Annotated in this window: 21 protein-coding genes; 11 read left to right on the plus strand and 10 right to left on the minus strand. The window is 62.4% G+C overall.

Annotated elements, in window-relative coordinates; translation table 11 throughout:
- Positions 1–39: 39 nt before the first annotated feature.
- Genes LZC95_08320 through LZC95_08330 form a run of 3 tightly spaced genes read right to left on the minus strand, consistent with a single transcriptional unit; the run spans position 40 to position 2,948 of the window.
- Positions 40–618 carry a hypothetical protein gene (locus LZC95_08320; protein ID WXA96840.1) on the minus strand — a complete coding sequence of 193 codons (579 nt, stop codon included), beginning with the start codon at positions 616–618 and terminating at the stop codon, positions 40–42.
- On the minus strand, positions 615–2,171 hold the full coding sequence (locus LZC95_08325; GenBank protein WXA96841.1) for a hypothetical protein: 1,557 nt from the start codon (positions 2,169–2,171) through the stop codon (positions 615–617). The genes LZC95_08320 and LZC95_08325 overlap by 4 nt, the downstream gene beginning before the upstream one ends.
- Before the next feature lie 3 nt (positions 2,172–2,174).
- Positions 2,175–2,948 carry a hypothetical protein gene (locus tag LZC95_08330; GenBank protein WXA96842.1) on the minus strand — a complete coding sequence of 258 codons (774 nt, stop codon included), beginning with the start codon at positions 2,946–2,948 and terminating at the stop codon, positions 2,175–2,177.
- Between the two features lie 101 nt (positions 2,949–3,049).
- Between LZC95_08330 and vgrG the strand changes: the two genes are divergently transcribed.
- The 10 genes from vgrG (at position 3,050) to LZC95_08380 (ending at position 16,576) form a co-directional block, all read left to right on the plus strand.
- A complete protein-coding gene (gene vgrG, locus LZC95_08335) occupies positions 3,050–5,281 on the plus strand; it encodes a type VI secretion system tip protein VgrG (protein ID WXA96843.1) in 2,232 nt (743 codons plus the stop codon).
- Positions 5,282–5,288: 7 nt separating this feature from the next.
- Positions 5,289–6,575 (plus strand): hypothetical protein, encoded by a 1,287-nt coding sequence (locus tag LZC95_08340; protein ID WXA96844.1) that lies wholly within the window; start codon positions 5,289–5,291, stop codon positions 6,573–6,575.
- Positions 6,572–7,615, plus strand: a complete 1,044-nt coding sequence (locus LZC95_08345; protein ID WXA96845.1) for a PAAR domain-containing protein — start codon at positions 6,572–6,574, stop codon at positions 7,613–7,615. The genes LZC95_08340 and LZC95_08345 overlap by 4 nt, the downstream gene beginning before the upstream one ends.
- Entirely contained in the window at positions 7,615–11,274 is a 3,660-nt protein-coding gene (locus LZC95_08350; GenBank protein ID WXA96846.1) for a DUF6531 domain-containing protein, read from the plus strand. The genes LZC95_08345 and LZC95_08350 overlap by 1 nt, the downstream gene beginning before the upstream one ends.
- A gap of 21 nt (positions 11,275–11,295) precedes the next feature.
- Positions 11,296–11,880: a hypothetical protein gene (locus tag LZC95_08355; protein ID WXA96847.1), complete on the plus strand. Its 585-nt coding sequence runs from the start codon at positions 11,296–11,298 to the stop codon at positions 11,878–11,880.
- Positions 11,881–12,035: 155 nt separating this feature from the next.
- Complete coding sequence (locus tag LZC95_08360; GenBank protein ID WXA96848.1) at positions 12,036–12,488, plus strand: hypothetical protein; 453 nt, start codon at positions 12,036–12,038, stop codon at positions 12,486–12,488.
- Positions 12,489–12,600: 112 nt separating this feature from the next.
- Positions 12,601–13,182: a hypothetical protein gene (locus tag LZC95_08365; GenBank protein ID WXA96849.1), complete on the plus strand. Its 582-nt coding sequence runs from the start codon at positions 12,601–12,603 to the stop codon at positions 13,180–13,182.
- 492 nt (positions 13,183–13,674) lie between these two features.
- Positions 13,675–14,010: a hypothetical protein gene (locus tag LZC95_08370; GenBank protein WXA96850.1), complete on the plus strand. Its 336-nt coding sequence runs from the start codon at positions 13,675–13,677 to the stop codon at positions 14,008–14,010.
- Between the two features lie 185 nt (positions 14,011–14,195).
- Positions 14,196–15,761, plus strand: coding sequence for an IS21 family transposase (istA, locus tag LZC95_08375; protein ID WXA96851.1), 1,566 nt, complete (start codon positions 14,196–14,198; stop codon positions 15,759–15,761).
- Complete coding sequence (locus LZC95_08380; GenBank protein WXA96852.1) at positions 15,758–16,576, plus strand: ATP-binding protein; 819 nt, start codon at positions 15,758–15,760, stop codon at positions 16,574–16,576. The genes istA and LZC95_08380 overlap by 4 nt, the downstream gene beginning before the upstream one ends.
- A gap of 622 nt (positions 16,577–17,198) precedes the next feature.
- Here LZC95_08380 and LZC95_08385 read toward each other — a convergent pair.
- The 6 genes from LZC95_08385 to LZC95_08410 form a co-directional block, all read right to left on the minus strand.
- Positions 17,199–17,810, minus strand: a complete 612-nt coding sequence (locus LZC95_08385; protein WXA96853.1) for a hypothetical protein — start codon at positions 17,808–17,810, stop codon at positions 17,199–17,201.
- Positions 17,811–18,114: 304 nt separating this feature from the next.
- Positions 18,115–18,651, minus strand: a complete 537-nt coding sequence (locus tag LZC95_08390; GenBank protein WXA96854.1) for a hypothetical protein — start codon at positions 18,649–18,651, stop codon at positions 18,115–18,117.
- On the minus strand, positions 18,648–19,610 hold the full coding sequence (locus LZC95_08395; protein WXA96855.1) for an AAA family ATPase: 963 nt from the start codon (positions 19,608–19,610) through the stop codon (positions 18,648–18,650). The genes LZC95_08390 and LZC95_08395 overlap by 4 nt, the downstream gene beginning before the upstream one ends.
- Positions 19,607–20,614: a PD-(D/E)XK nuclease family protein gene (locus tag LZC95_08400; protein ID WXA96856.1), complete on the minus strand. Its 1,008-nt coding sequence runs from the start codon at positions 20,612–20,614 to the stop codon at positions 19,607–19,609. Before LZC95_08400 ends, LZC95_08395 begins: the two co-directional genes overlap by 4 nt.
- Entirely contained in the window at positions 20,611–20,790 is a 180-nt protein-coding gene (locus LZC95_08405; GenBank protein ID WXA96857.1) for a hypothetical protein, read from the minus strand. The genes LZC95_08400 and LZC95_08405 overlap by 4 nt, the downstream gene beginning before the upstream one ends.
- Positions 20,777–21,136 carry a hypothetical protein gene (locus LZC95_08410; protein WXA96858.1) on the minus strand — a complete coding sequence of 120 codons (360 nt, stop codon included), beginning with the start codon at positions 21,134–21,136 and terminating at the stop codon, positions 20,777–20,779. Before LZC95_08410 ends, LZC95_08405 begins: the two co-directional genes overlap by 14 nt.
- Before the next feature lie 27 nt (positions 21,137–21,163).
- On the opposite strand from LZC95_08410, the gene LZC95_08415 reads away from it, so the two are divergent.
- Complete coding sequence (locus tag LZC95_08415) at positions 21,164–21,451, plus strand: hypothetical protein (protein ID WXA96859.1); 288 nt, start codon at positions 21,164–21,166, stop codon at positions 21,449–21,451.
- Positions 21,452–21,972: 521 nt separating this feature from the next.
- On the opposite strand, the gene LZC95_08420 is transcribed toward LZC95_08415, so the two are convergent.
- On the minus strand, positions 21,973–22,626 hold the full coding sequence (locus tag LZC95_08420; protein WXA96860.1) for a hypothetical protein: 654 nt from the start codon (positions 22,624–22,626) through the stop codon (positions 21,973–21,975).
- Between the last annotated feature and the right edge of the window lie 69 nt (positions 22,627–22,695).

Here is a 22,695-nt window from a genome sequence, read left to right on the forward strand (position 1 = left end):
CGAGCTGCCCGAATCCCGATCTCCAAGCGACCCGGTGGTCTAGCGGTCACGGAGTTCGGGAAGATCCGGCGACATGCACGCGTCTCCACACGTGCTCCTCATCAAGCCCCGCACGGCCTGGTACGCGGCCCGCGCGCGCGGGTTCGTGAGCCATGTGTGATGCGACAAGGCCACCTCGCAATCGAACCCGTGGAGTGACAGCACCGTGAACTCCAGCCGATCGTGCGTCGATTCGCTGTTCGCCAGCGCGCAAAATTGATTTCGACGCAGAACCTCTTCGACATCGCGAACCGCCTGCGGATCGATGCGCCCCACCCACACGCGCGCCCCATCCTGGAACACGGCGGTCCCATCATCTTGCACATAGAACGATGCCGCGGGCGGCGGCGTGACGGCCGCAAGACGGATCCAGGGATCCTTCGTAAGGGGTGGCACGATCCTGCGTCGCGTTCCTGCCTCCGCATCCCGCAAATCGTACACGGTCCCTTCCAGCAGCGGGCCGGAGTTGGAGGCCCCATCGCGGGCGGCCGGCGCGGCCGCGTCGAGCGCCGCCGCCGGTTGCGGCGACTTGCGGCACCCGGCCGAGAGCAATGCCACGAACAGCCATGGCCATCTCATCGGCGCGGCGACCATATGCCATAGTAGCCGAGACCCGTAATCGTGAAATCGTAATTTGCCTTTCCCGCGCTGGTCTCCAGCGAGACGCTTGGCCACAAGTACGAATGGGAATCGTGAAGGTGCGACGGGACCTGGTCGGGGGCGGCATAGAGTTCGAAAACGATCTCGCTCGGCGATCCATTGGCGGCGATGTCCAAGGTTTGCGCCGCCCGATTCATCCCGATGACGGCGTGCTGGGCGCGCGAGGACACGCTCGCGAACAGTTCCTCGAGGAGCGGTTGCTCTGGGTAGGTCGGCCGAATGTGGACCCAGCGCATCGTTCCACGCACGATGTGTCCTTTGGGAACGGTGAGGGTCACCCGGTAGACCCAGCCAAGCTGGTAGCGCGCGACCAGCCGATCGTCGAGGTTCGCACTGGAAACTTCGTGGAACGTCTGCCCATCGGGCGAGGACTCCAACTTCAAACGGAAGGGCGGCGGCTTATCCCGGATCTCCTGCCGCCCAGAGTGGCTGGAAAGAAAACCGTAATAGCTAAATGTGTCTGCCGTCGTCTCCACGGTCGTAAGTGGCTTGAACTGCGACCAGAGATCCAGGCGATCCCCCAAGGCTTCCTTATGCACAATCGCGGCCCACTTCTGCGTTTGGTTCGCGGCCCGCCACGCGTCGAGGAACGGCTTCTTGTCCTTGAGATGCTGGAAGAACCGCTGCGCGATGCTGACGGACGAATCCGCACCCGGGGAGGCCTCTTCGTAGGCCAGGATCCCCCGCACGTGCGGATGGCTCTTGGCGAAGACCCGTGCCCAAAGGACCCACGTGGCAGCGTTGATCGTGGAGCACTGCGCCAGCACAATCCACTTCGGTCCGGCGAAGCCACGCCCCTCGGCCGCATATCGACCCACCGAAAAATAGACGCTGGGGGTATAGGCCGCGCGCGCCTCGGGCGGACTCGCGAGCTGCCAGCTCACGATGCTGTTGCCGCGTGCAAACCCTCCAAGCCATCCGTGCGAGCTAAAATACAGAAGGTCCGCGCTGTAGTGGACCGCATTGGACGACGCGGGGCCCCCCGGCAACTGAGGAATCACTTGCGTTCCGCCGGCCCCTCCGAACTCCAACTCGACCTGCGGCCGCAGAAAAAGGTCTTGCGTGTACCGTGCGCTTTCCTCGGCCGCCGTGTGGCGACCTTTGGTTTGGACCGCGTCGCTCCAGTCGCGAATGCCATCCGGATCGGGTTCACCGGTCTTCGGATCCCTGCCGGGGTACGTGATCCAAAACGGATCCTTTCCATACGCGTTTCTCCCACCGGGACAAACGACGGCGACCTTCTTTCCGCCCGCCTCGACGAGGCAGATTGGAAGGAAGGGATGCGCGGGATCGTGCAGGCGCTGGGGATCTTTCTTGGCGCGCGCGAGAAAATCCCCGTACAGGTTTCGCCACCCCGTGTGCTTTTCGAGTTCCGCGCCGAACGCCGCGCTGTCCACGGCGTCCGTGCCGTCGATGAGAACGTAGTAGAAAAACTGGGGAGCCACCGCGGTGATCCCTTCGAACTTGGCCATCGACTATCCTCGCGTCCCCGCCTTGAGATCCTCGGTCACGGCGGACTGGATGGCGGCCTTCGTGGCGTCGTCGAGTGTGCCCGTGAGGGTTAGGTCTTTGTGCGCGGCTTGGAACGCGAGAACGGCGCGTTTCTCGTCGGATCCGAAGCCCAAGTTCCAAAGGTGCGCCACGTAGTCGCTGTCCGTTACCGTCTCTGGCAACACCATGATCTCCCGCACGAACTCCACGTCCGATCCGGCGGGCTTGTACGTCAAGCGAATCATGTGCTGCCGTTTTGGAAGACGCTGCTCAAGGAGCCCGCCGCCACCGGTCACCTTGTCCCGAACGACCTCACCGGTCGAGAGCTCCAGCTTGTACGCGATGTTTTCGCAGGGCCCGTGCATCTCGTCGTGAAGGCGCATCTTGTAGAGGAAGGTCTCGTCCTCCTCGCGGGCGGAATCCTCCTTCTCGAACGGGTCCTCTTTTTTGAAGTTCGCGACCAATTGGGGTGCAGGCAACCGAAGCGCCACGAGCTCCCGGCGCTCGAACGCCTCTGCGATCGCGCGGCAGAGGCCCTCGTCCTTCTCGCGATGTGCGAAGAGCACATTCGGAAAGCCACCCCTCAGGGCGGCGTGGACTTCGAGCAACGCCATCCGATTCCCGCTATGGTTGAGCCAACGGGCGACGTCCCACGGCGCAATCGACTCCAAAGTGGCTCCCGCATGCGCGCCTGCGTCCTCGCTGCGCACGAGCAGGATGAGACCGAGCGGTTCATGCACGAGCCAACCAGCCATCAAGGGCGACGAGGATACATGTACCCGCGATCCGATTCTATGCCGTCGGTCGTGCACATTTTGTCTCGGCGCCCCGTCCATCCATGAATATAGGATGAGGCGCCATGCAGAACCTGATGTCGATGTTCGAGGGTGCAGTCGACACGATCTCGTTCAAGCTCAAAGCGGGAAAGTACGGCGAATCCGCGTTGGTGGTCGCCGGATTTCGCGCGAATGAGAAGCTCTCGCAACTTTTTCGCTTCGATGTCGACGTGGTGGTCGACCCCGACGTGATCCCCTCGCTCGACGATACCCTTGGCGAAGATGCCGAGTTTCAGATCCTCCGCGACGACGAACCCTTGCGGATCGTGCGCGGGATCGTCGAGGAGGTGACGCCACGCCGTTCCACCGATCGCCAGCGGCTGATCACCGTCAAGGTTGTCCCGAAGCTCGCCGAACTGCAATACACGGTCGACACAAGGATCTTCCAAGACCTGCCCGTGCACGACATCGTGGCCGAGTTGGTGAAGCCGCACAACATCGAGCTCGAATGGCGCCTGGACCGCCGACCGGAGCCACGCCCCTACCGCGTCCAGAAGGACGAAACGGATTACGCCTTCTTCTGTCGAATCCTCGCCGACGCGGGGATCGCGTTTCACTTCGCGTCCGACGAAGCCAAGGTGATGCTCGTGAACAGCCCCAAGGGCTACGCTCCCATTGATGGGGACCCCGAGCTTCCCTATCGGGAAACGGGAGGGGCGGTCACCGTCGACCATGTGGGGAGCATCGTCCGGGCTCGAGGCCTGCGCCCCGGTTCGATCGTCATGCGCGACTACGATTTCAAAATGTCGCGGGCCGACCTGACCGCGCGCAGCGAAGTCGAGGCGCCGCACACGGGCGAAAACGCGCCGAAACGCGAAGTGTTTCTTTTCCCCGGCGATTACACAGATGCGACCGAGCCGGGAAAGACGCTCGCGGCCATTCGACTCGAAGAGTCGCGGACCACGGCGATCGCGTTTCATGGTCAGAGTTCCTGCGTTCGTCTTCAGGTCGGTCGCAAGTTCACAGTCCACCAGCACCTTGACGACACCTTCAATCAGGAGCTCCTGATCACCGAGTTGAGATCGAGCGGCCAGCGCGCGGGCATCCTCGCCGACACGGGCCAAGGCGGTCATGGGCCGGGGTTCACAAGCACGTTCATGGGCATTCCGAGCAAGACCCGGGTCCGTCCCGAGCGCTCGGCGCAACCCTACGCGCCGTCCGAGCCGGCGCGCGTCGTCGGGCCAGAGAAAGGGACGCCCTTCGTCGACGAGTTCGGACGCGTCAAGGTGCAGTTCTTTTGGGATCGCGAAGGCAAATGGGACGAGAAGAGCTCCTGCTGGCTTCGCGTGATGACGCCAGCGGCAGGCGCCAATCGCGGCATCTGGTTTCCGCCGCGGGTCGGCGACGAAGTCATTGTCCACTACCTCAACGGTGACATCGATCGGCCGTACGTGGCGGGAGCTATCTACAACGCGCAGGAATCGCAGCCCCAAGTTCTTCCAAACGATGCCTCCAAGAGCACGATCAAAACGCTGACAATCCCGGGCGGAAAGGGGTTCAACGAATTGACCTTCGAGGATCGCGCCGGCCAGGAGGAAATTTTCCTGCATGCGCAGAAGGACCGCAAAACCGTCGTCCTTCACAATCATACGGAAGCGGTGGGCGCGAACCAGTCCTCGGCTGTCGCCGGAAACCAAAGCATCGCGGTGGGTGCGAATCGCTCCGTGAGCGTGGGTGCGAACGAGACGATTGCGGTGAAGGGTAAGCGTACGGAGACCGTGGATACGGCGGAGAACGTGACCATCAAAGCCGGTCGTACCCATACCGTGGCCACCGGCGACGACAAGCTCGAGGTCACGGCGGGAAACCGAGACGTGAACGTCAAGTTGGCCGACACCCTCGAGTCGAAGTCGAAGAAGGACACTATTGAAACGACTTACGAGCTCAACGCCGGAGCTTCGATTTGGGCGCACATGGCAGGCGGCGATGCGGAGATGAAGATTGAACCCGGGGTGGCGACACTCACCACCCAAACGAAGGTCGCCCTCTGGACACCATCGGGCAGCATCACGCTCGCGGACAACAAGATCGCCATCAACGCCGTTGACGAAATTCTCCTCACTTGCGGCCCCTCATCGTTATCGATCAAGAACGACGGGACGATCACGCTCAAAGCACCGAAGGAGATTAACAGTGCTTCGGCCTCGAGCTCCGTCAGCGTCACGCCCGCGAAGGCCGCATTGAACGGCCCGAACATTGATGTCGTGGCCAAGGCGATCAACACCGTCGGCGGCGCGCTCGTCAAAATCGGGTGATGCTGCCATGCGCGAACTGCTTGACCAGCTCACGGATCGTCTACGCTCCTTCATCGTCAAGGAGGACGACAAGGTCGTCCTGGTCGTGGAGGTCGTCGACGCGGCGAATGGTCTGGTCGCCAAAACGGTCGATTTGCTTGATGACGAGATCAGGGACGCAGTTTGGCTTTTCGTTGACGGTTATGCGACCCCGGTCGACTTCGCCGATCGCATTGCTCAGCGCGTCTATGAGCGACGGGAACGTGCCTGCAAGCTGCTCGAGCAGGCGAAGGAGCCGCTTTGGCCACCGATTCCGCTGCAGGTCTTCGACCGCAACGCCCCCCCGGTAGCGCGGGTCCGCGCCTCGATGGTCTACGCACGTTCCCTTGCCCCGAACCCGGACGCCGTCCGTGTGGTGTGGGGCCTCTTTCCGGGGCATATCGGCGATCCCGTCTCGTACCGGGCATTCATTCTCGAGTTGCTCGCGCACGAATTTCCCGCCCCGTGGTGCCACCACCTGCGCGTGTTGGTGCGCGACGACTCGGCGCGACCGGCCCTCGCCGACGCCGACCGCCAGCTCCCAGGAACGGCGACGTATACACCTCGCCTCAGTCCAGAAGCGTTCGAAGCCGAGGTGGAAGATCACGCGAGCGACCGCAACCGACCTATCGACGAGCGCATGCCGTCCGTGCTCACGCTGGCGGGGCTCGACCTCGCGCACAAGCGCTTCCCCGAGGCGATTGCCAAGTACAAACTTGCTGCGCGCTACTACGGCGGAATCGGCAACCTGGCGCTCTACGCGTTGGCGCTCAACGGGATCGGCGAGGTGCACGCGCGAGCAGAGCGCGCGAACGAAGCACTCGCCTATTTCGAATCGGCGCTGACTCCCGCGTTCCAACGACTTGAGCAAACGGACAACCCCGGCCGGGTCGATGCGGTACCCATCTTGCTCAATATCGCGTTGAACCTCGGAAATTTATACCTCACCCAGCAGCGGTGGGCCGAGGCGGGAGCCTACTACGAGGCCGCGAAGGGGATGGCGCACGGAATGGCGCACACTCAAGTCGAGATCCAATGCTTCGAGAATATTGGCGTCTGCCATTACCAACTCGGGCAGCACGTCGAAGCTATCCGAGCGTGGGACGCGGGTAGCGCCCTCGCGCGAACCTTCGAGGCGTTCGAACACCTGCACAACCTCCTCGTGCGCCGACGTGACGCGTATTACGCCCTGCACATGAGCGAACGCTACGAGGCTACCGTGGCCGAGATTCATCAACTCGACGCGTACCTTGCGCGCGCTCGGAAGGCGTCATGAGCCTTTCTGACACGGCGATGGCGGGGCTCGCGCAAGATGTGCAGAATGCCGTTGCTCCATTCAAGGCCGCCGCAGAAGGAGGTGCTGCGCCGGCCGGCGGTCAAGGCGGCGTGGGCGGCGGAGGCGCCGGCGGTGCAGGTGGAGCGGGGGGTGGCCCGGGGGGAAGCAGTGGTTCAGGGGACGAGCCGCCGCCGCGGCCTCAGAACGCGAGCCGAAGGTGCCAAGAGGTGGCCGGCGGAGTCATGGGACTTTTGAGCCTCCCAATCGAGATGGCCAACACGGGCGTGGCCATGGCGACTGCGGGCGTCGCGTCGCTTTTCCCGCATTTGCCCGCGGCGACCATGGGCTCGATGTACGTTGCGCCACCCCACGGGCACATGCACCCGCCGAGCTTCACGCCGCCCGCGACGCCGTCCCCGATTCCGCTCCCCAGTTTCGGCGTGGTCTGCCTTGGGTGCTCCCCGAAAGTGCTCGTGAATTACCTACCGGCAGCTCGCGCGGGCGACATTGGGTTTGCGCTCACGTGTGTCGGGCTCATGCCGATGTTCGAGATCAAAACCGGATCCTCCCAGGTGTTCTTCGGCGGCATGCGCGCCGCGCGCATGTTGGATTTCGCCCAGGCGTGCTTTCCGAGCGAGGGCGGCCCCGTCCGCGCCGCGCTCAAGGGGATGCTCAGCGTCGGTACAGCGGTCGGTGTCCTTGGCATCGCCGCAGATATTGCAGACGCCGCGGAGGAGCCCGATCCCGAGATGGCCAAGGCCGACGCCATCGCTGCGGCAATCGACGCCGCAGCGATGGCAATCGACGCGGCAGCAATGGCGATAAGCGCTTCGATGGGCTCCGACATGGCCGTCCCCCCGAGCCGCGGGGTGGTGCTCACGGGAATGCCGAATGTGCTCGTTGGCGGGTTCCCAATGCCCAATATCCCCGATCCCATGCAAAAACTCTTGAAGAAGCTCAAAGGCAAATTCAAAAAGAAGAAGCCCGAAGAGGGGGGCGGCCCGGAAATGCCCGGCGGGTGCCGGTGCAAGGCGGGGTGATGATGCACTGCCATGGGTTTGCAGATCGCGAAGATGGCATTCGTTTTGTCGGCGATCCGGTCGACGTCATCAGCGGCGCGCTCCTCGAGACCACGTACGATTTTCGGCTCGAGGCGCCGTTCGCCTTCGAGTTCCTGCGTCACTACAACAGCGACAAGTGCGGGGAGAACCGCGGCCTCGGCTGGGGCCACCGGCACGACCTCGATGCCGAGTTGCGTTTCACCTATGACAATCGGGTCGGCTATACGGGCGCCGACGGAACGCACGTATCTTTTCCTCTTCTCTACGCAGACGGCACCCGCACGGCCCGCCTGGGGTATCAGCTCGAACGCGTACGATCAAACTGGTATCGCGTTCACTTGCCTGACGATCGCGTCCTCGAGTTCGACCTATGGCGCTCCGACCTGCCAGCGCGCTTGGTGGCCATCTCGCATCCTGCGGGGCGGGTCCAGCTCTATTACGATCGGCAAAGTGGCCTGCTGACATCCCTCGTCGACGCACTCGGACGGACCGTGCGCGTGGACTGGGTTCCGATTTCAGATCCGTTCGGCGGACCCCCGCGGTCTCAGATATCTACCTTCACGCTCGAGTCATCCCCGCCCGGCGGCGCGGCGGAGATCCTCCTCACGTACCATTACTCCAGCAATGGGCACTTGATCGGGGGCACGGACCGATACGGCAACTCGTTCGCTTTCGACTACGACGCGAACGGGCGGATGTCGAAGCTTTCCGATCGCCGTGGCTACACGTTCCATTACTCATACGACAGCCGCGGACGCTGCGTGTACTCCGGCGCGGAAGACGGCGTGGAGGCCGTGCATCTGGAGTACCTCGATGGCGCCACCATCGTGACGCTCGCGGATGGCGGGCGGTGGCTTTATGAGCACCACGATAACTACTTGGCGCGTGTCGTGGACCCCTACGGGGGCGAGCATGTGCGCGAACTCGACGACGACGGGCACCTCGTCGCAGAGGTGGACGCCGCGGGGCGGCGCTTCACCATCGAGCGTGATGCTACCGGCAAAGCCATCGGGCGCCGCGACTCCGTGGGGCGCCTCTGGCCGATGGGAGAGGCGCCCCATGAGCCCGAGCATTACGTCGCGCAAAACCCGCGGGAATGGGAGTTTGGTCTGCTCCTCCCCACCGAGCATGGGCTTCCCATACGCCGCGATCTAGAGGCGGATTTTCTCCCGGAGCACATCGTCGACGCACTAACGCCACGCCGGACGGGAGACATCAATGTAGACGCCGCGGAGCGGTGGAAAGAGACCACCGTTAGCGATGTTCAGGGGCTTCGCCTCCGTGTCGAACGCCTCGATGGTCGTCGCCGGTCCTGGTCATATGACAGCTCGGCGAACCGAACACGGTTCACCGATTTTGACGGTGCAACGTGGCGCTGGACGTTCGCCTCTTGGAATAGCGTACGCAAGATCGAGAATCCGCTTGGCGCGGTTACCGAATTGACGGAATCGCCGCGGCTGAAGCCGGCCAGCGTGGTCGATGCGAGCGGGCTGCTGACCGAATATGGGTACGACCTGAAGAATCGCCTCACGAGCGTCAAACGCGACGGCGCAGTGCGCGAGACCTACGTGCGCGACGCGACCGACGAACTCTCGGAAAAGTTGGATGGTCGCGGTCGCTGGCTGCTTCGATTCGAACGAGGGGATGAAGGCCGCCGGGTCACACTGGACATGGCCAGCGGCGAGCGGCATCAACTCATCTACGATGCCGCGCGCAGGCTCGAATCTGGGGTCATCGAGACGCCGGATGGCCGGACTCATTCCTACGCATTCCAATACGCCTGGGGCCACGCAACGCGCGACGTACGCAACGAGCTCGGGGTCGAGCGCACATTCGACAACGCCGACCTCGCGGAGGTGCGCGTTCTCGGCTTGTTTGCCACGCGCTACCGCAGAACGTTTCGAAACACATTGGAGATCAAGGACCCGACAGGAGCCGTTCAACGGCTGCAGGTCTGCCGCGGCGGAGTGGTCTCGCGCAGGATGTCCAACGGCCGGACCGAAGTCACGCAATACCACCCCGAAGGCTATTGCGTGGCGAAGATCGCCTACACGGGCCAGGGGCAGCGCTGGTCCAGGCATTACGAGCGATCCGGCGAGGGAGACCTGCTCGCAACTCACGACAGCTCCCGGGGTACCCACCGCTATTCGTACGATACGGCTCACCGCCTGACCGGCGAGGTGCTTCCCAACGGCACCGCGTATTCATTCCTCTACACGCCGGGAAACACCCTCATCGAGGCACCTGGCCTCCGCGGCGCGACATCAAGCCATCAGCGCGTCTACGATGCGAACGGCAGCCGGCTCGAGTACGACGAGCGCCAGCGCGTTTCGCTGCGCCGCACACCTTGGGGCACGTTTCAATTTACCTACGATTCGCGCGATCAGCTCCTGGCCATCCACGGCCCAGGCTTCCAATGGAACGCGCGCTACGACGTTCTCGGCCGACGAATTGAGACCACGTTCAACGGGAAGACGACGACCTTCTACTGGGACGGTGACCGCCTTGCTGCGGAGATTCGGCCGGACGGGCAATTGCGCATGTACGTCTACGCGGATCACCTCGCGCTCGTGCCCCTGATGTTCGTCGACTACGCGAGCATCCACGCTGATCCAAAAAGCGGCAAACGCTATTTCGTATTTGCCACCCATCTGGGCGCGCCCGAGCTCATCGAGGACGACGCTGGGAATGTCGTCTGGCGCGCGCGATACGAGGCTTATGGGACCGCCCACGTCGAAATGGGAGCAGATTTTCATCAGCCGATCAGGTGGCCGGGCCATTACTTCGATGAGGCCACGCGGCTTCACTACGTTCGCTTTCGCTATTACAGCCCGGAGCTGGGGCAATTTCTACAATCGGATCCGCAGGGGGTTCAGGGGGGATGGAACCTCCACGCGTACGGCCAGGGCAATCCGCTGAAGTACGTCGACGTTCGGGGGTTCAACGACTGCCCCGAACGCGAGGGCCCGAACAAGAAGAAGAAAGGGAACGCGGACGAGGAAGGGGCACACGCGCCTCCGGCGCCCGACGGGCACGCGGCAAAGCCGCCGGCGAAGAAGGCTCTGAAGGATATGAGCCATGAGGAGCTTCGGGCTCATTGCGAAGAGCGGGCAAAAGCCCTAAAGAAAGCGTTTGCGGCGGCAAACCCAGAGGCCGAAGAGAAGACCACGCTCTCGGTGGGGATCGTGGAGAAAAACGGCGATCCTTCCACACGCAAGGTGGTGGTCACGACGAGCGCGGACAACCAGAAACTCCCGAGACCGGTCGTGAAGGCCATGGAACCCGGCGAGGAGCCACGCCAAGCACCGCCGCACATTGCGCGCAGCCCTCGCCGAGACAACCCGAATTACGACGAGAACGGACCGAAAAATCGGGTGACCAACCCGAAGAGGACAACGGAGCCGCAGATCGTCGATTCCGACGGGAGTAGGGAGTCCTATACTAAGGCGAATCGCGGCGAACCGGTCGAGGGTACCCAACATCACGCAGAGCAGAGAATGGAAAATGGGGCAGCAGAAAACGGCGAAAACCTCTTGGCACAACAACCCACCAAGCCATGCTGCCCGGGGTGCACAACCGTGCTGGGTGAAGGCGGCAATCTCTCGAAGGTTCCGAATCCCACACTTGCTGGATGGTAGGAAGTCATAGGAAAGGCAAACATGGATCTCATAGCTTCTTTATCAGCGCGACTCCGACCAACCGACGCCCACGCTCGAATCGCCCTCGCAGCGGAGCTGGCGGACAGGGTATTCCCGCTCTACCAGGAGTACTGGACAGGCACCTACTCTGAAGAAGTCCGCCGATCCATTGAGCTTGTATGGGCTCGCGCATGCGATGAGCCTGTCGACGACCATGAGTTGCAAGCTTGCCTAAAGGAAGTTCGCGAGACCAATTCCTATTATTTGGATGAAGGCATCGATGTCCTCGCAAACGCGGTCACAGTGGTTCTCCGAGCAATTGAAGCAGTGGTAGCGAGCGAAGATGACTCGATCCTGGCAGTCGCGAGAGCGCTCACCACGGCGATAGATGCCGCGGTTGCGGCCGAAGCAATGGCGAATCAAGAGTCGTCGAACGACCAGCAGAAGGAGTTGGCGGAGGCTGAAGAGGAGAGCTGGCAGGAGCGCGCGCTTGCCCTTGTTGATGGTTGGAAGGGGGTAGCACGGCGCGATATGTTCGCATCACTCGGAGGTAAGCCCCCGGCCTGGCTCGACGACTGGAAAGTGCGCACTGCAAACGTGCGATGACGGAACGACCAGCACTCGAAACCTCGTCGAGCGGCCAAGCGTTGGCGATGAGCTGTGACCTGGGGCCGGCGACACCGTCTGGCTTGCGCGAGAAGAGGCCTATGGGACCGACACTCATCCAAGGCGTAGACGCTCTCCAGCAAGTCGGATGGAAGGTGAAACATCTTGCAGCACCGCAAGGGCTCCCCCTGGCCATCACGGCGCGCTACAAGTGGCTCCCGCCTGATGTGGCAGCTCTTATGGAGTCACTGGAGGAGGTGGCGAGCCCCGACGACAAGTCCTGGCTTTTGACCGTGAACGACTTCAGTGGCGCGTCGCCCTCCGCGTACGCTTGGAATGAGTGGGAGGTGCAATCCTTGGCGGGCGCGGCCGCCGCAGATCAGGATCAGGGGCGGGCAACCCGCATCGAGAACTTCTGGGCTCAACACTTCCCAATTGTGATGTCGCTCAAATCGGGATACGCCTACTTCGCCATCGAATCAGAGTCGCTCGAAATCGTCGTAGGAGAAGAGCCCGAATTCGAGGAAGTGAGCAAGGTTGCGTCAAACATTTCCGATTTCTTGGAAATGATTCTCCGCCAAGATCTGAAGATAGCACGCTGGATTTGATCAATATGGCGCGCCAGAGCCCGTAGCCAAAGGAGTGCGTGAGTCGCGACCCACGGTCGGTCGCAGCCATCGCCGAGACACGTGCCTGAAGTGCTACACGAAAGGACGAACGATGGATGCTATTGACTCAGCGATCGCACGACTTCAACGGATAAGCGCGACCGCTCGCATTGCACTGGCGGCGGAGATCGGCGATCGGGTCTATCCCATTTATGAGGAGTACTGGATTGGAACTTATTCGAACCATGTCCGGCGTTCAATCGACCTGGCCTGGTCGCGTGCGGAGGGCGGTGTTGTCGACCAGAACGACTTGCGCTCTTGCCAGGCAGATATCGAGGATCTCGTTGCGTTTTACGGCGAAGAAGAAGAGAACGACCTACTTCGGGCTGTCGTGACGGTTGTCCTCCGAGTCCTGCAATCTCTTTCGTCTGACTCCAGTGAATCGGACCTCGCGGTCGCGAGAGCGCTCTTGGAAGCTCAAAACGTCGCCCAGGCCGCGGAGGCCATGGCCGATGAGGCGCAGCCGTCGGGCAAGGAGATCGCCGCATTGGAGGAAGAGGAATGGCAAGATCGCGCGCTGGCGTTCCTCGACTCATGGAAAGGGCCCCCTCACCGGCACATGTTCGATGCCGTCGGCGGCAGACCCGCGAAATGGCTTGAGGACTGGAGGGCGCGCACCGCCAACACGCGATGACGTCGTCTCTCGACGAACTTCAAGCATGCGTTCGAGGCGCCAGGCGGCAATGGACATCTTCGATTCGTTGATTGCCCGACTTCGCCCAGTGGCCTCACGGCATGGGCCCATGGGTCCGGCGCGCGGGTGCAAGGTCAAGGAGCACGAAATGAACTCAGTGGAAGCGCCGGCACGGGCTGTTCGGAATGTGGTCCGTTTGCGAAGGATTGCGCTCGCTGCGGAGATGGCTACGAGGACACACTGGAACAGGTTCTCCGGCACATAGGCCGGGCGCGGAACCCCTTGTGCCCCCGGAGCTCCGCCACCGGCTCACGGCCGTACGCAAATCCACGCCGCGGGGCTACCGAGATCCTTCATGCAGAGGGACGTGGAGTCGTCTTCGCGGCGGCGACCGGCTGCGAGCTCAGCGAATTGGCGCTCAGTCGAAAGAAAATGCGCCCCGCTGGCTGGCGCGGGTGGCTGTCGGCAGCGGCAGCGCCTAGCTTTGCCGTCATGACCACAAAAAGCAAAGACCGCAGGGACGACCGCAAGCCGCGCGTCATCGCGGCCGTCGGCGCGAACCTGGCGGGCCCCGTTCTCGACCTGCTCGAGCTCACCGAGCTCGCATGGCATAACCTCGTCGGCGAAGAAGTGCTGCCGGATGACATCATTGACGATATTTTGGCAGTCTCCGAAGGCAATCTGGCCACGATGATGATGGCCGCGCGCCATGCTCTCCTGGATCGAAAAGACTTGAAAGTATGGGCGGAGGATGCCAGTTTGCAGGGGGATGGGGCCAGGTTTCGGCGTTTTGTGCAGGGTCATGGGGCCAGCCACAAAGCAGGATGATGGGGCCACCCGCACGGGGGACGTGACGGAGTTTTTTGCAGGGTCATGGGGCCAGCCTTTTGGGGAATTAAGCAGGGGGAAGGGGCCAGCCCGGGATGATAGCGATCGGGACGTGAGACAGCCTTGTTCCGACGACGGCGCGGGTCGCCGTCGGAAGGAGGCCCATGACCTACCGAGAGCTGATCATGATGGACGTGAAAGAGATGCTTCGGCGCCGCGCGGCGAAGCAGAGTGCGCGCGAGATCGCACGTGAGACGGGAATCGATCGAAAGACGGTGGCACGCTACTTCGCCGCGGCGGCGACGTTGCCATTGCCAACGGACCGAGAAGCGACGGACGACGAGATCCACGAGGTCGCGCAGCGTGTGCAAGCGCGGCCCGTGGTGGATGCGAGCACGCAGTGGAAGCGGGTGGAAGCGCACCGAATCCGTATCGAGTATTGGCTCGGGCAGAAACGCCCGCTTCGCCTCCGGAAGATCCACACACTCCTTCGGCGCGATCACGGGCTCGACGTAAGTTACGACACGCTTCGGCGATTCGTTCGCAAGGAGCTTGGATGGCGCGTCAAAAAGACCACGGTGCGCCTGGCCGATACTGCGCCGGGAGAGGTCGCGCAGGTGGACTTCGGCCTGATGGGGATGCTCGCAGATGCCGATGGCCGAATGCGACGCTTGTACGCGCTGATCATCACGCTGGCCTTCAGCCGCTATCAGTTCGTGTGGCCTTCGTTCGAGCAGTCCACGGAGGCCGTGTGCGCAGGACTGGACGCGGCGTGGCGATTTTTCGGAGCCATGGCCCGCGTGGTGTTGCCCGACAATATGAAGGCGATGGTGCAAGAGGCGGACGAGCTTGCGCCAACTCTCGTGCCTTCGTTTCTCGACTACGTGCAAACGCGCGGGCTGTTCGTCGACACCGCGCGCGTGCAGTCGCCCAAGGACAAGGCGCGGGTCGAAAACCAAGTGCCGTATGTTCGCGAAAGTTGGTTCGACGGTGAATCGTTCTGCGGGCTCGAGGATGCTCGCCTCGCGGCGGAGCGCTGGTGCCGCGACGTCGCGGGCGCGCGCGTGCACGGCACGACGTGCGAGGTGCCGCGCGAAGTGTTCGAAGAGAAGGAGCGGCCGGCCATGAAGCCCGCGCCGACGAGTCCTTTCGACGTGCCGCATTGGACCGATGCCAAGGTTCATCCCGATCATCACATCCAAGTGCTTCGCTCCCTCTACAGCGTGCCGACGCGTTGGGTCGGCAAGGTGGTGCGCGTCCGCGCCGATCGCAAGACGGTGAAGGTCTACGCCGGCACGGAGATGGTGAAGATGCACGGGCGCGTTGCGCCCGGAAAGCGCTCCACCGATCCGAGCGACTACCCGGTGGGCAAAGGCACCATCGCTACGCGCGATATTGCATCGCTCGTCGCGACGGCCAAGAAGTCAGGAGAGCACATTGGGATCTACGCAGAGCGCCTCTTGGCAGTGCCATTGCCCTGGACGCGGATGCGATTGGTCTACGGCCTCTTGCGTCTGTGCCGGAAGTACGGAGATGGCCGTGTCGAAGCGGTCTGCCAGAGTGCACTCGCATTCGACGTCGTCGACGTTCGGCGCATCACTCGAATGCTCGAGCAGGCACAGAAGCCGATGCTGCCGTCGAGCGACGGCGACCGTAAGGTGATCCGACTCGAGCCTCCGCGCTTCGCGCGCAGCATCGAGCACTTCGCGACGCGCGGCGCGATCAAAGGCAGCAAGGATGGTGCAAAATGACTGCGCCGATCGATCCCGAGCTGATTGCCGTGCTCAAACGTCTTCGGCTTGGAAGAATCGCACTCACGCTTCCGGAGCGGCTCGTACTCGCCGAAAAGCAATCGATGTCCCACGAGGAGCTTCTTCTGCTAGTCCTCACCGACGAGATCGCGCGCAGGGAGGCGAGTGCGACGGACAATCGCGTGCGCGCCGCGGAGCTCCATCCCGACATGCGTCTCGAGCTCTGGGACAAGACCGCAAAGGTCTCCTTCGACAAGCGGCTGCTCGCGACGCTGACGAGTCTGCGCTTCTTGGAAGAGCACCAGCACGTAGTGATTCTCGGGTCCGTTGGCGTGGGGAAGACATTCCTCTCGAATGCGCTCGGACACATCGCGTGCAAGCATGGCTACGGCGTGCGCTTCCTGCGTGCCGACGCGATGCTGAAGCTCCTGAAACAGAGTCGGCTCGACAACTCACGTGACGCGGAGATGGCCGCACTCACCTCCGTCGATTTATTGATTCTGGATGATTTTGCATTGGACGCGATGAGCAAAGAGGAGAGCAAAGACGTCTATCAACTCTTCCTCGAGCGCACGGGCCGTGCGTCGATGATCGTGACATCGAATCGCGACACGGCCGAATGGCTCGCGATGTTCGACGACGTCTTGCTCGCGCAGAGCGCTGTCGATCGTTTCAAGAATGCGGCTTACGATTTCGTCGTCGAAGGCGAATCGTATCGACCGCGCCTGAAACCGCAGCTCGATCCCGACACGAAGGAGCTCGTGTCTCCGCGCAATAAGCCTCCGGTGAATCCTCGCAGTCGACGTCGACGCTAAACACGATGGCCCCGGCGAGGATGTTCTCGTCGGGGCTCGCCTTCGGCACCGGTGACGAGGCTCGTCGTCGCCGCTCATGCCAAACGGCGCGGTCACGCGCGCCTCGGGGCGATCAGAACTTCATTCCAAGACGCGAGGATCGGGCCCCCGAACTGACACCCGTGTGGCCCCATCCCCCTGCGTAAAAGATCCACGTCGTCGGTCGCTACGCGACCGACTCCGGAACCCCTCGACACGCTCCGCGGTCTCGGGCATCGTCAACCCGATCGCTGTGTCTCTCCCCCGGCCCCATGTCCCTGCAACGAGGTGGCCCCATCCCCCTGCAAACTGGCAGGAGGACACGCGCAACGCTGCGCAGTAATGGCCCGTGGAAACAATCGCTCAGCGGCCGGATGCCGGATGGGGAGAAGGCTTTGGTGGAGCAACGACGACTGCGCCGAGGCCGTGACACTCGCGACACTCGCGCCGTTCGGCGAGATGCCGTTGATGTTGGCCAGCACATTTCCGCTGGGGCGTGCCCTGTTCTTCTTCCGGGAGATGGGCAGCGGAGGGCTACGTCGCGGACGTGCTCCATAGAGCGCCCGAAGGGTGTGTCGGCGATCTCGTCAGTTTGGGGCATCATTCATCGGCCCTCCCGCGTGGTGTTTGGAACGCGGTGGGTATCCGGCGGCGCGTCGTTCTGCCGCTGTACGCCGATCTGGCGAACCCCGGTGACATCGTTGTCCTCATCAGCCACGGGCCGGCGAATCGCGCGCATCCAATGGAATAAATCAGAGAGGTCGACGACCCGCCCTGTTTCGGGCTCATAGGCCGCCTTGGTGGCGAGCTTGCTCAAGATTTCTCCTGACATGTGGACCCGTGCCTGCGTGTAGCCCGTCGCGTCCGAGGGGAGATTCAACCGTCGAACAAGCGGCGCACCCAGGTGAAATCCACTCCCGTGCGCGAGCATCACGATCGGCACACGCTCGCGGTTAAGCCGAAGCTCCCCAACTGCCCCTTGCCCGGCCAGGCCGAAAGCCCTTTGGATAGCGCGAAAGCGTCCATCGCGAACCATGAGTGTCTTCACGAAATAGGGATCCTCGAGCGGCCGAAGGGCCGAGGCCGGGCGAATGTCCGTAAGGTGGATCGCGGGCAAAGCCGCCGGATCGACGACTGCGTAGAGGTCGCGGTCATGCGACGCCGAATGCGAAAACCAAACAGGAAACTCTAAATCGAAGGCATAAGCGCCCAGCATTGCCCCGCTCCTGAAGACATCGGGGTGCACCCCTCCATTCCCCGTGGAGGGGCGGTTCCCCGTAAGTAACCTCGATTTTGACCTCCGCGCTTACCACCACGGACGGCTCCCCGTGCCGTCAGGGGTCACGTGCGGTTTTTCGCCAGCGAGCGGCCATCCTAGAGATGTCCGATCGCCGCGCCTCGACCAGATAACCAAACCGCTGAGCATGCGCAACCTAAAACCTTTGTAAGATTAAATTTGGTTCACATTCTCTTGTAGGGCTCGATTGGAAGATAAAAGCGGTCGATTAGTCGCGTCGCGACTAGCGGCCTGCCGGCTTGTTCAGGGAGAAGCCGCCGCCGCTGCGGGTCGGCGTCGGTTCATCCCAGTTGGCGGGGTAGCCGCGATTCGACGGCCCGGAAGGCGCGGCACCCGGGGCTGCGCCGCGCGCGATCCGTTGCAGGAACGCCCCAACCTGAGTCTCGCTCATCTCCCTCTTGAAAGGCTTCCGGGGTCCCGCTGGCTGGTCAAAAATGTTGACCTCCATCTTCGTCTTTCCCTGGAATTGCCGGTATTGAATGCCGACACGCACTTTATGTCCCTTGATTGCGGCTCCGACGGCGGCCGCGTCACGCTGACCCGTCCAACCGCATGCCGTCAGTTTCGCGACGGAGTGCTGAAGGGCCTCCCCGGCGAAGGCAAGATAGCTCGTCACGAGGTTGCCGTCGATATCGAGCTGAATAGCAACCTGCTCGCCGTCGCTTTCGCTGAGTCCAAAGTCGACAACGCCGGTGCAGGTTGCATCGTAAAAGCCCTCCTGGATTCTCGGTGTCGTATTTTCTTGTTCGTTCGGATTCATGTTTGCGTGTCCTTTTTGGCAATTTCGTTGGCGAGCACGTTCACAACTTCTTCGAGGCGCGACGTGTCGTCGTCGGGGGCCTCTGCGATGTAGTCGAGCGCCTGCTGCGCGGCGCTCTCGTCATTGAGCTCGAGGAGAAGTTCATCCACCCGACTTCGAAGGTCTTTCTTTCGCGTTGAGACGGCGGCACGCGCCTCCATAAACGCGCGCCACGACACGGGCAGCGTTCCCGGAAGGGCGGGACGGGACTTCGCCCGGAAATACGGCATTGCAGTCGCGTGCATCACGAGCGAGCCGTCTGTCGTGCCGCGAAAACGTTTATCCTTCCCCTTCGTCGTCCAGATCCTCTGTTGAACGAACAGGACGTAGTCGCACCATCGATCAAGGAGGTGAGCCGCCTTCTGATTCTTCAGCGCAATAACATACTTGTCGAACGTCTCTACATCTGGACTTGTCTCCGTTTTCTTATCGGCGTGTGCAATGATGACGATGTGCATCCCCGCGTAATAGAGCTGCTCGATTTCATGCAGAAGCACGCGCCACTGGTCAAAGACCGCTTGGGGGCCCCGGCCGTACCCGGGCTCTTCGAGGGTGGCCCAACCGTTGTCGCGACGAACCTTTTCCTCTACGAATGGTTCGAAGAAACCAAGAGGGTCGAAGACGAACGTATCGTGCTTGTCTCTATGTTGTCGTGCATCGCGAATCGCCTCGACCACCTCCTCGTAGCTCTGGGGATCGGGGTACCGCGCAACGGGAAGATGATCCGACCCATTCTCTCCACCCAACCAAATCGGCCTGGGGGCATGCGCAGCGAATGAACTCTTCGCGAAGCCGGCCTCGCCGTAGATCAGAATTTTCATGGGCCTCTCGAGGACGCCCTTCGTGACGTTTGCGTACACCATACGCGACGGCGGTTTCGGCGCCGCCGTCGGCCTGCTCACAATGGTCGTGACATTCATGCCGCCTCATCCTCCATGGTCTCGAGCTCCTCGTGCGCCTTTTCAGCCACTCGGAAGCGAGGGTCGTCGATATCGATCTCCCCGGAGCAAATCGGAAGGTAGTCGCAGGCCCGTCGATACATTACGCATGCATCACTGTTGCGTCGATATCGGCGAGAGCGTTCCACTCCGCGCATTTCGCCCGCGGTCTGCCACAGGTCGAGGGAAGCCTCCTCCTCTTCGGAGGCCAATCGAATGACCTCAACTCGGGCAAAGTACTTTTCGGGGTTGCTCGTAATTTCCTCAATCAGCCGAGCTTCATATTCTCCGGGGGTTTCGTCCCGTAGGCGCTGGTTGGCGCACGGCTCGCCATCTTTTCGGTACTTGATTTCGGCGGTTTTTTTGTACGGGCGGAGGGTTGGCTTCCTGATCACATCCCACAGGCAGCCTTCCGGCGCGAAGCCGAGCGCGCGAGCGCCCACCAGGTAGTTGCTTATCTGGGAGTCGATGCGAAGTCGTCGCATATAGGGAGAGCCCCCCGTAATATCTTCCGACGTCGTCTTGTGTTCGCAGATCAGCACACGACCGTCGGCGGAGTATCGGAGTATGGCGTCGATTTTGCCGCCGAGTCGGTAGTCCAGTGACGCCGCGCCAGTCGTAGGGTCGATGATGTCGGTCTCGAACTCAGCCTCGACGGCGAGCACTTCGATGGGCTCCGCTCGCCAGCGGGCATCGTATCCCGTCATGAGCGCAACGGCCATTGCCAGGTCAAATGGATCGGTATCGATGCCGCGCTCTTCGAGCTCCCTCCGCGCATGCTCGCGCATGGCATCGATCGCAAGCGCGAGGTTTACCGTCTTCCACCAGACCTCCAAGCCGACGTGAGAGATCGTTCCGAGCTGCAGCGGGCGCGCCTTGACCACCGGACGAATGCGGATGCGATAGGCTAAATGATGCTTTCTTCGACAGGAGTTGAAGGTTCGCACTTCGCTCGTACTGATAATCGGAAGCCGCCGGTTGCTCATGGCTTCACCTGCTCCTTGTGCGCCTTGTAGAAGCGCTCAAGCGCCCGGGTGTAATCGAGTTCGGCAAGGCGCAACGCTTCCGGCTGCGCGCCCCCCAGTCGCAAGGCGCCCAATCGAGCGCGCGCACTTTCGACGGCGTGGGTGACGCCGTTTTCCTTCTCCTTACGCTGCTGCATCGTAGTGCTCCTTTGCGAGGGTCAGGTTTCTGGCTGCGTACCGGATCGCGGAGTCGAGGAGCGCGGTGACTCTTGGGGCGACCGACGGCGAGACTTCCTCGACGATGAGACCGAGGTCGTCGCACGCTCGGCAGATCGTTTCCTGTCGGAGGTTCACGGCCCTCGAGCCGCCGCACATGTAACAAGTCCGCGCAACCTCGTGGGTTGGTGTCGTGGGCTTGGGCGCCCGGGACGCGATCGACGGGCCGGCGGGGGCCGGGTCCTCGGGGGGCCGGCACTTCCAGTCGTCCAACCCAGCGAGCCCCTCATGCGACCACGCGAGAGCGTAGTCTTCGCGGGCGTCCATTTAGGCGGCCCTCCGCCGCTCGTTCTCTTGAAAGTAATCCAACAGCGCATCGTGCATGGTGTCGTCAGCAGCTCGCACGCGAGCCTGGGCTGCGGCGATCACCGTTTCGTCGTGCTCCTCGCCACGGAAAAGGGCGGAGAGGGCCTTTTCGGCGAGGTCCTCCTCCTCTTGCGCGCGATGGACTCGCGCTACAAGTTCGTCGAGGTCAATTCGCATAGCGCGACTCCGCGGGCCGCGGGCTCGAAGCTCGATGACGTGCACGAAGCTCGTCGAGGAGCTTTTCGGCACGCTCGGCGTGGCCAATGGACGTCATGAGGGCCCGAACCTGTGCGACGCGCTCTGCGGTGATACGCGTCCCGATCCGTTCGCACTCGTCGCAAACATGGGTATTTTTGCATCGGCTGCATGGGCAAGGGTTCGGTCGTTCTGCGGGCCAAGCGGCGCAGATCGCGCACGTGCGAGCTTCGATCATGATGTCCTCCCGTCGGACACGTCGTCCGACCATGAGAGAACAATAAGAAACATTAGCGAACATTCAAGGGGAACGTTCACTGATTTTGTGAACGTCGCCCTCTCGGGCCGGCGGCCGGACGCGAATGGAAATGAGAAGGACGTTCCGAGGTCGAACAATCTCCGCACCCGACGGTCGAGGAACGTGCTGCAATGGCGGGGCACACCACCGCAGGCCTCCGGCCGTTCGGCGCGACCGAGAGCGGGTCGCCGGCCGTTCGACCTGCTTCCTGCCTACGACGGTGCGCGGCAGAGCGCGCGCCATCGCATCACGCAGGAAAGGTGGAGCTCGTCAGCCTGAGCGCCGATCGATGGGACCGCACTGACTACGTCGAGCCTTGCCCAGACGAGCCGCGGTGCGGCGCGGGGGGATTGCGACGTCCTCGTTCACTCACGTTCTCGCTCTGAAGGAGGTTGTCCCCACGCTCCACCCACCAATCGACGGTGGGATCTCCGTACGGGATCGGAATGACCAGAAGCTGCTTCTTAACGGTGTCCGTCCAAAATGGCCGGAGCTCCATAGCCGTGGCGAGGTTCGCAGACTCCGCCCCAGTGATTCCGTCGTCGTCTTCTTCCATCATCGGTACCCCGCGCTTCCCCGCGAGAACTTCTGCCCGCATCTGGTCATAGGGCAGGCCGAGCCATTTGGTAGCGATGACTTGCATGACGTTCAGGCTGGGATCTCGCAAGGGCGGGTCCCTCAGAATGTACGAGATGTTGGATTTGGAGAGTCCGGTGACGCGCGCCAGCATCGCGGGTCCACCGCGGTTCGTGGCAGCCTCCCGCATGACGCTGCGGATATATTCTCGGACACGGCGCTCCCCCGTTAACGGCCCCGCGGATTTGGCGCCAGCTTCGCCCGCCAATGGCCGCTGTGCAGCTCGTTCCTTGGGCTCGTCGGGCGATAGCTTCCCCTTCGTCGGCAGACGTTGCTCGGCGTGCTGCGCGCTCTTGGGACCCCGCGAGTTCGGCTTCACCACGTCCAGCACCCTAACAGATGTTAGCCAATTCGTTCTCTCGATCTGCTCGGGACCTTGATTTGTTCGCGA

This window comes from Sorangiineae bacterium MSr12523, assembly GCA_037157775.1.
Lineage (GTDB): Bacteria > Myxococcota_A > Polyangia > Polyangiales > Polyangiaceae > Pendulispora > Pendulispora brunnea.

Excerpts from the sequence above, each read along its gene's own strand:
- LZC95_08400 (WXA96856.1), bottom strand. The coding sequence starts at position 20,614 with ATGAGCAACCGGCGGCTTCCGATTATCAGTACGAGCGAAGTGCGAACC.
- LZC95_08370 (WXA96850.1), top strand. The coding sequence starts at position 13,675 with ATGACCACAAAAAGCAAAGACCGCAGGGACGACCGCAAGCCGCGCGTC.
- LZC95_08325 (WXA96841.1), bottom strand. The coding sequence starts at position 2,171 with ATGGCCAAGTTCGAAGGGATCACCGCGGTGGCTCCCCAGTTTTTCTAC.
- LZC95_08350 (WXA96846.1), top strand. The coding sequence starts at position 7,615 with ATGATGCACTGCCATGGGTTTGCAGATCGCGAAGATGGCATTCGTTTT.
- LZC95_08385 (WXA96853.1), bottom strand. The coding sequence starts at position 17,810 with ATGCTGGGCGCTTATGCCTTCGATTTAGAGTTTCCTGTTTGGTTTTCG.
- LZC95_08340 (WXA96844.1), top strand. The coding sequence starts at position 5,289 with ATGCGCGAACTGCTTGACCAGCTCACGGATCGTCTACGCTCCTTCATC.
- LZC95_08380 (WXA96852.1), top strand. The coding sequence starts at position 15,758 with ATGACTGCGCCGATCGATCCCGAGCTGATTGCCGTGCTCAAACGTCTT.
- istA (WXA96851.1), top strand. The coding sequence starts at position 14,196 with ATGATGGACGTGAAAGAGATGCTTCGGCGCCGCGCGGCGAAGCAGAGT.
- vgrG (WXA96843.1), top strand. The coding sequence starts at position 3,050 with ATGCAGAACCTGATGTCGATGTTCGAGGGTGCAGTCGACACGATCTCG.
- LZC95_08355 (WXA96847.1), top strand. The coding sequence starts at position 11,296 with ATGGATCTCATAGCTTCTTTATCAGCGCGACTCCGACCAACCGACGCC.
- LZC95_08410 (WXA96858.1), bottom strand. The coding sequence starts at position 21,136 with ATGGACGCCCGCGAAGACTACGCTCTCGCGTGGTCGCATGAGGGGCTC.
- LZC95_08320 (WXA96840.1), bottom strand. The coding sequence starts at position 618 with ATGAGATGGCCATGGCTGTTCGTGGCATTGCTCTCGGCCGGGTGCCGC.
- LZC95_08405 (WXA96857.1), bottom strand. The coding sequence starts at position 20,790 with ATGCAGCAGCGTAAGGAGAAGGAAAACGGCGTCACCCACGCCGTCGAA.
- LZC95_08390 (WXA96854.1), bottom strand. The coding sequence starts at position 18,651 with ATGAATCCGAACGAACAAGAAAATACGACACCGAGAATCCAGGAGGGC.
- LZC95_08365 (WXA96849.1), top strand. The coding sequence starts at position 12,601 with ATGGATGCTATTGACTCAGCGATCGCACGACTTCAACGGATAAGCGCG.
- LZC95_08395 (WXA96855.1), bottom strand. The coding sequence starts at position 19,610 with ATGAATGTCACGACCATTGTGAGCAGGCCGACGGCGGCGCCGAAACCG.
- LZC95_08345 (WXA96845.1), top strand. The coding sequence starts at position 6,572 with ATGAGCCTTTCTGACACGGCGATGGCGGGGCTCGCGCAAGATGTGCAG.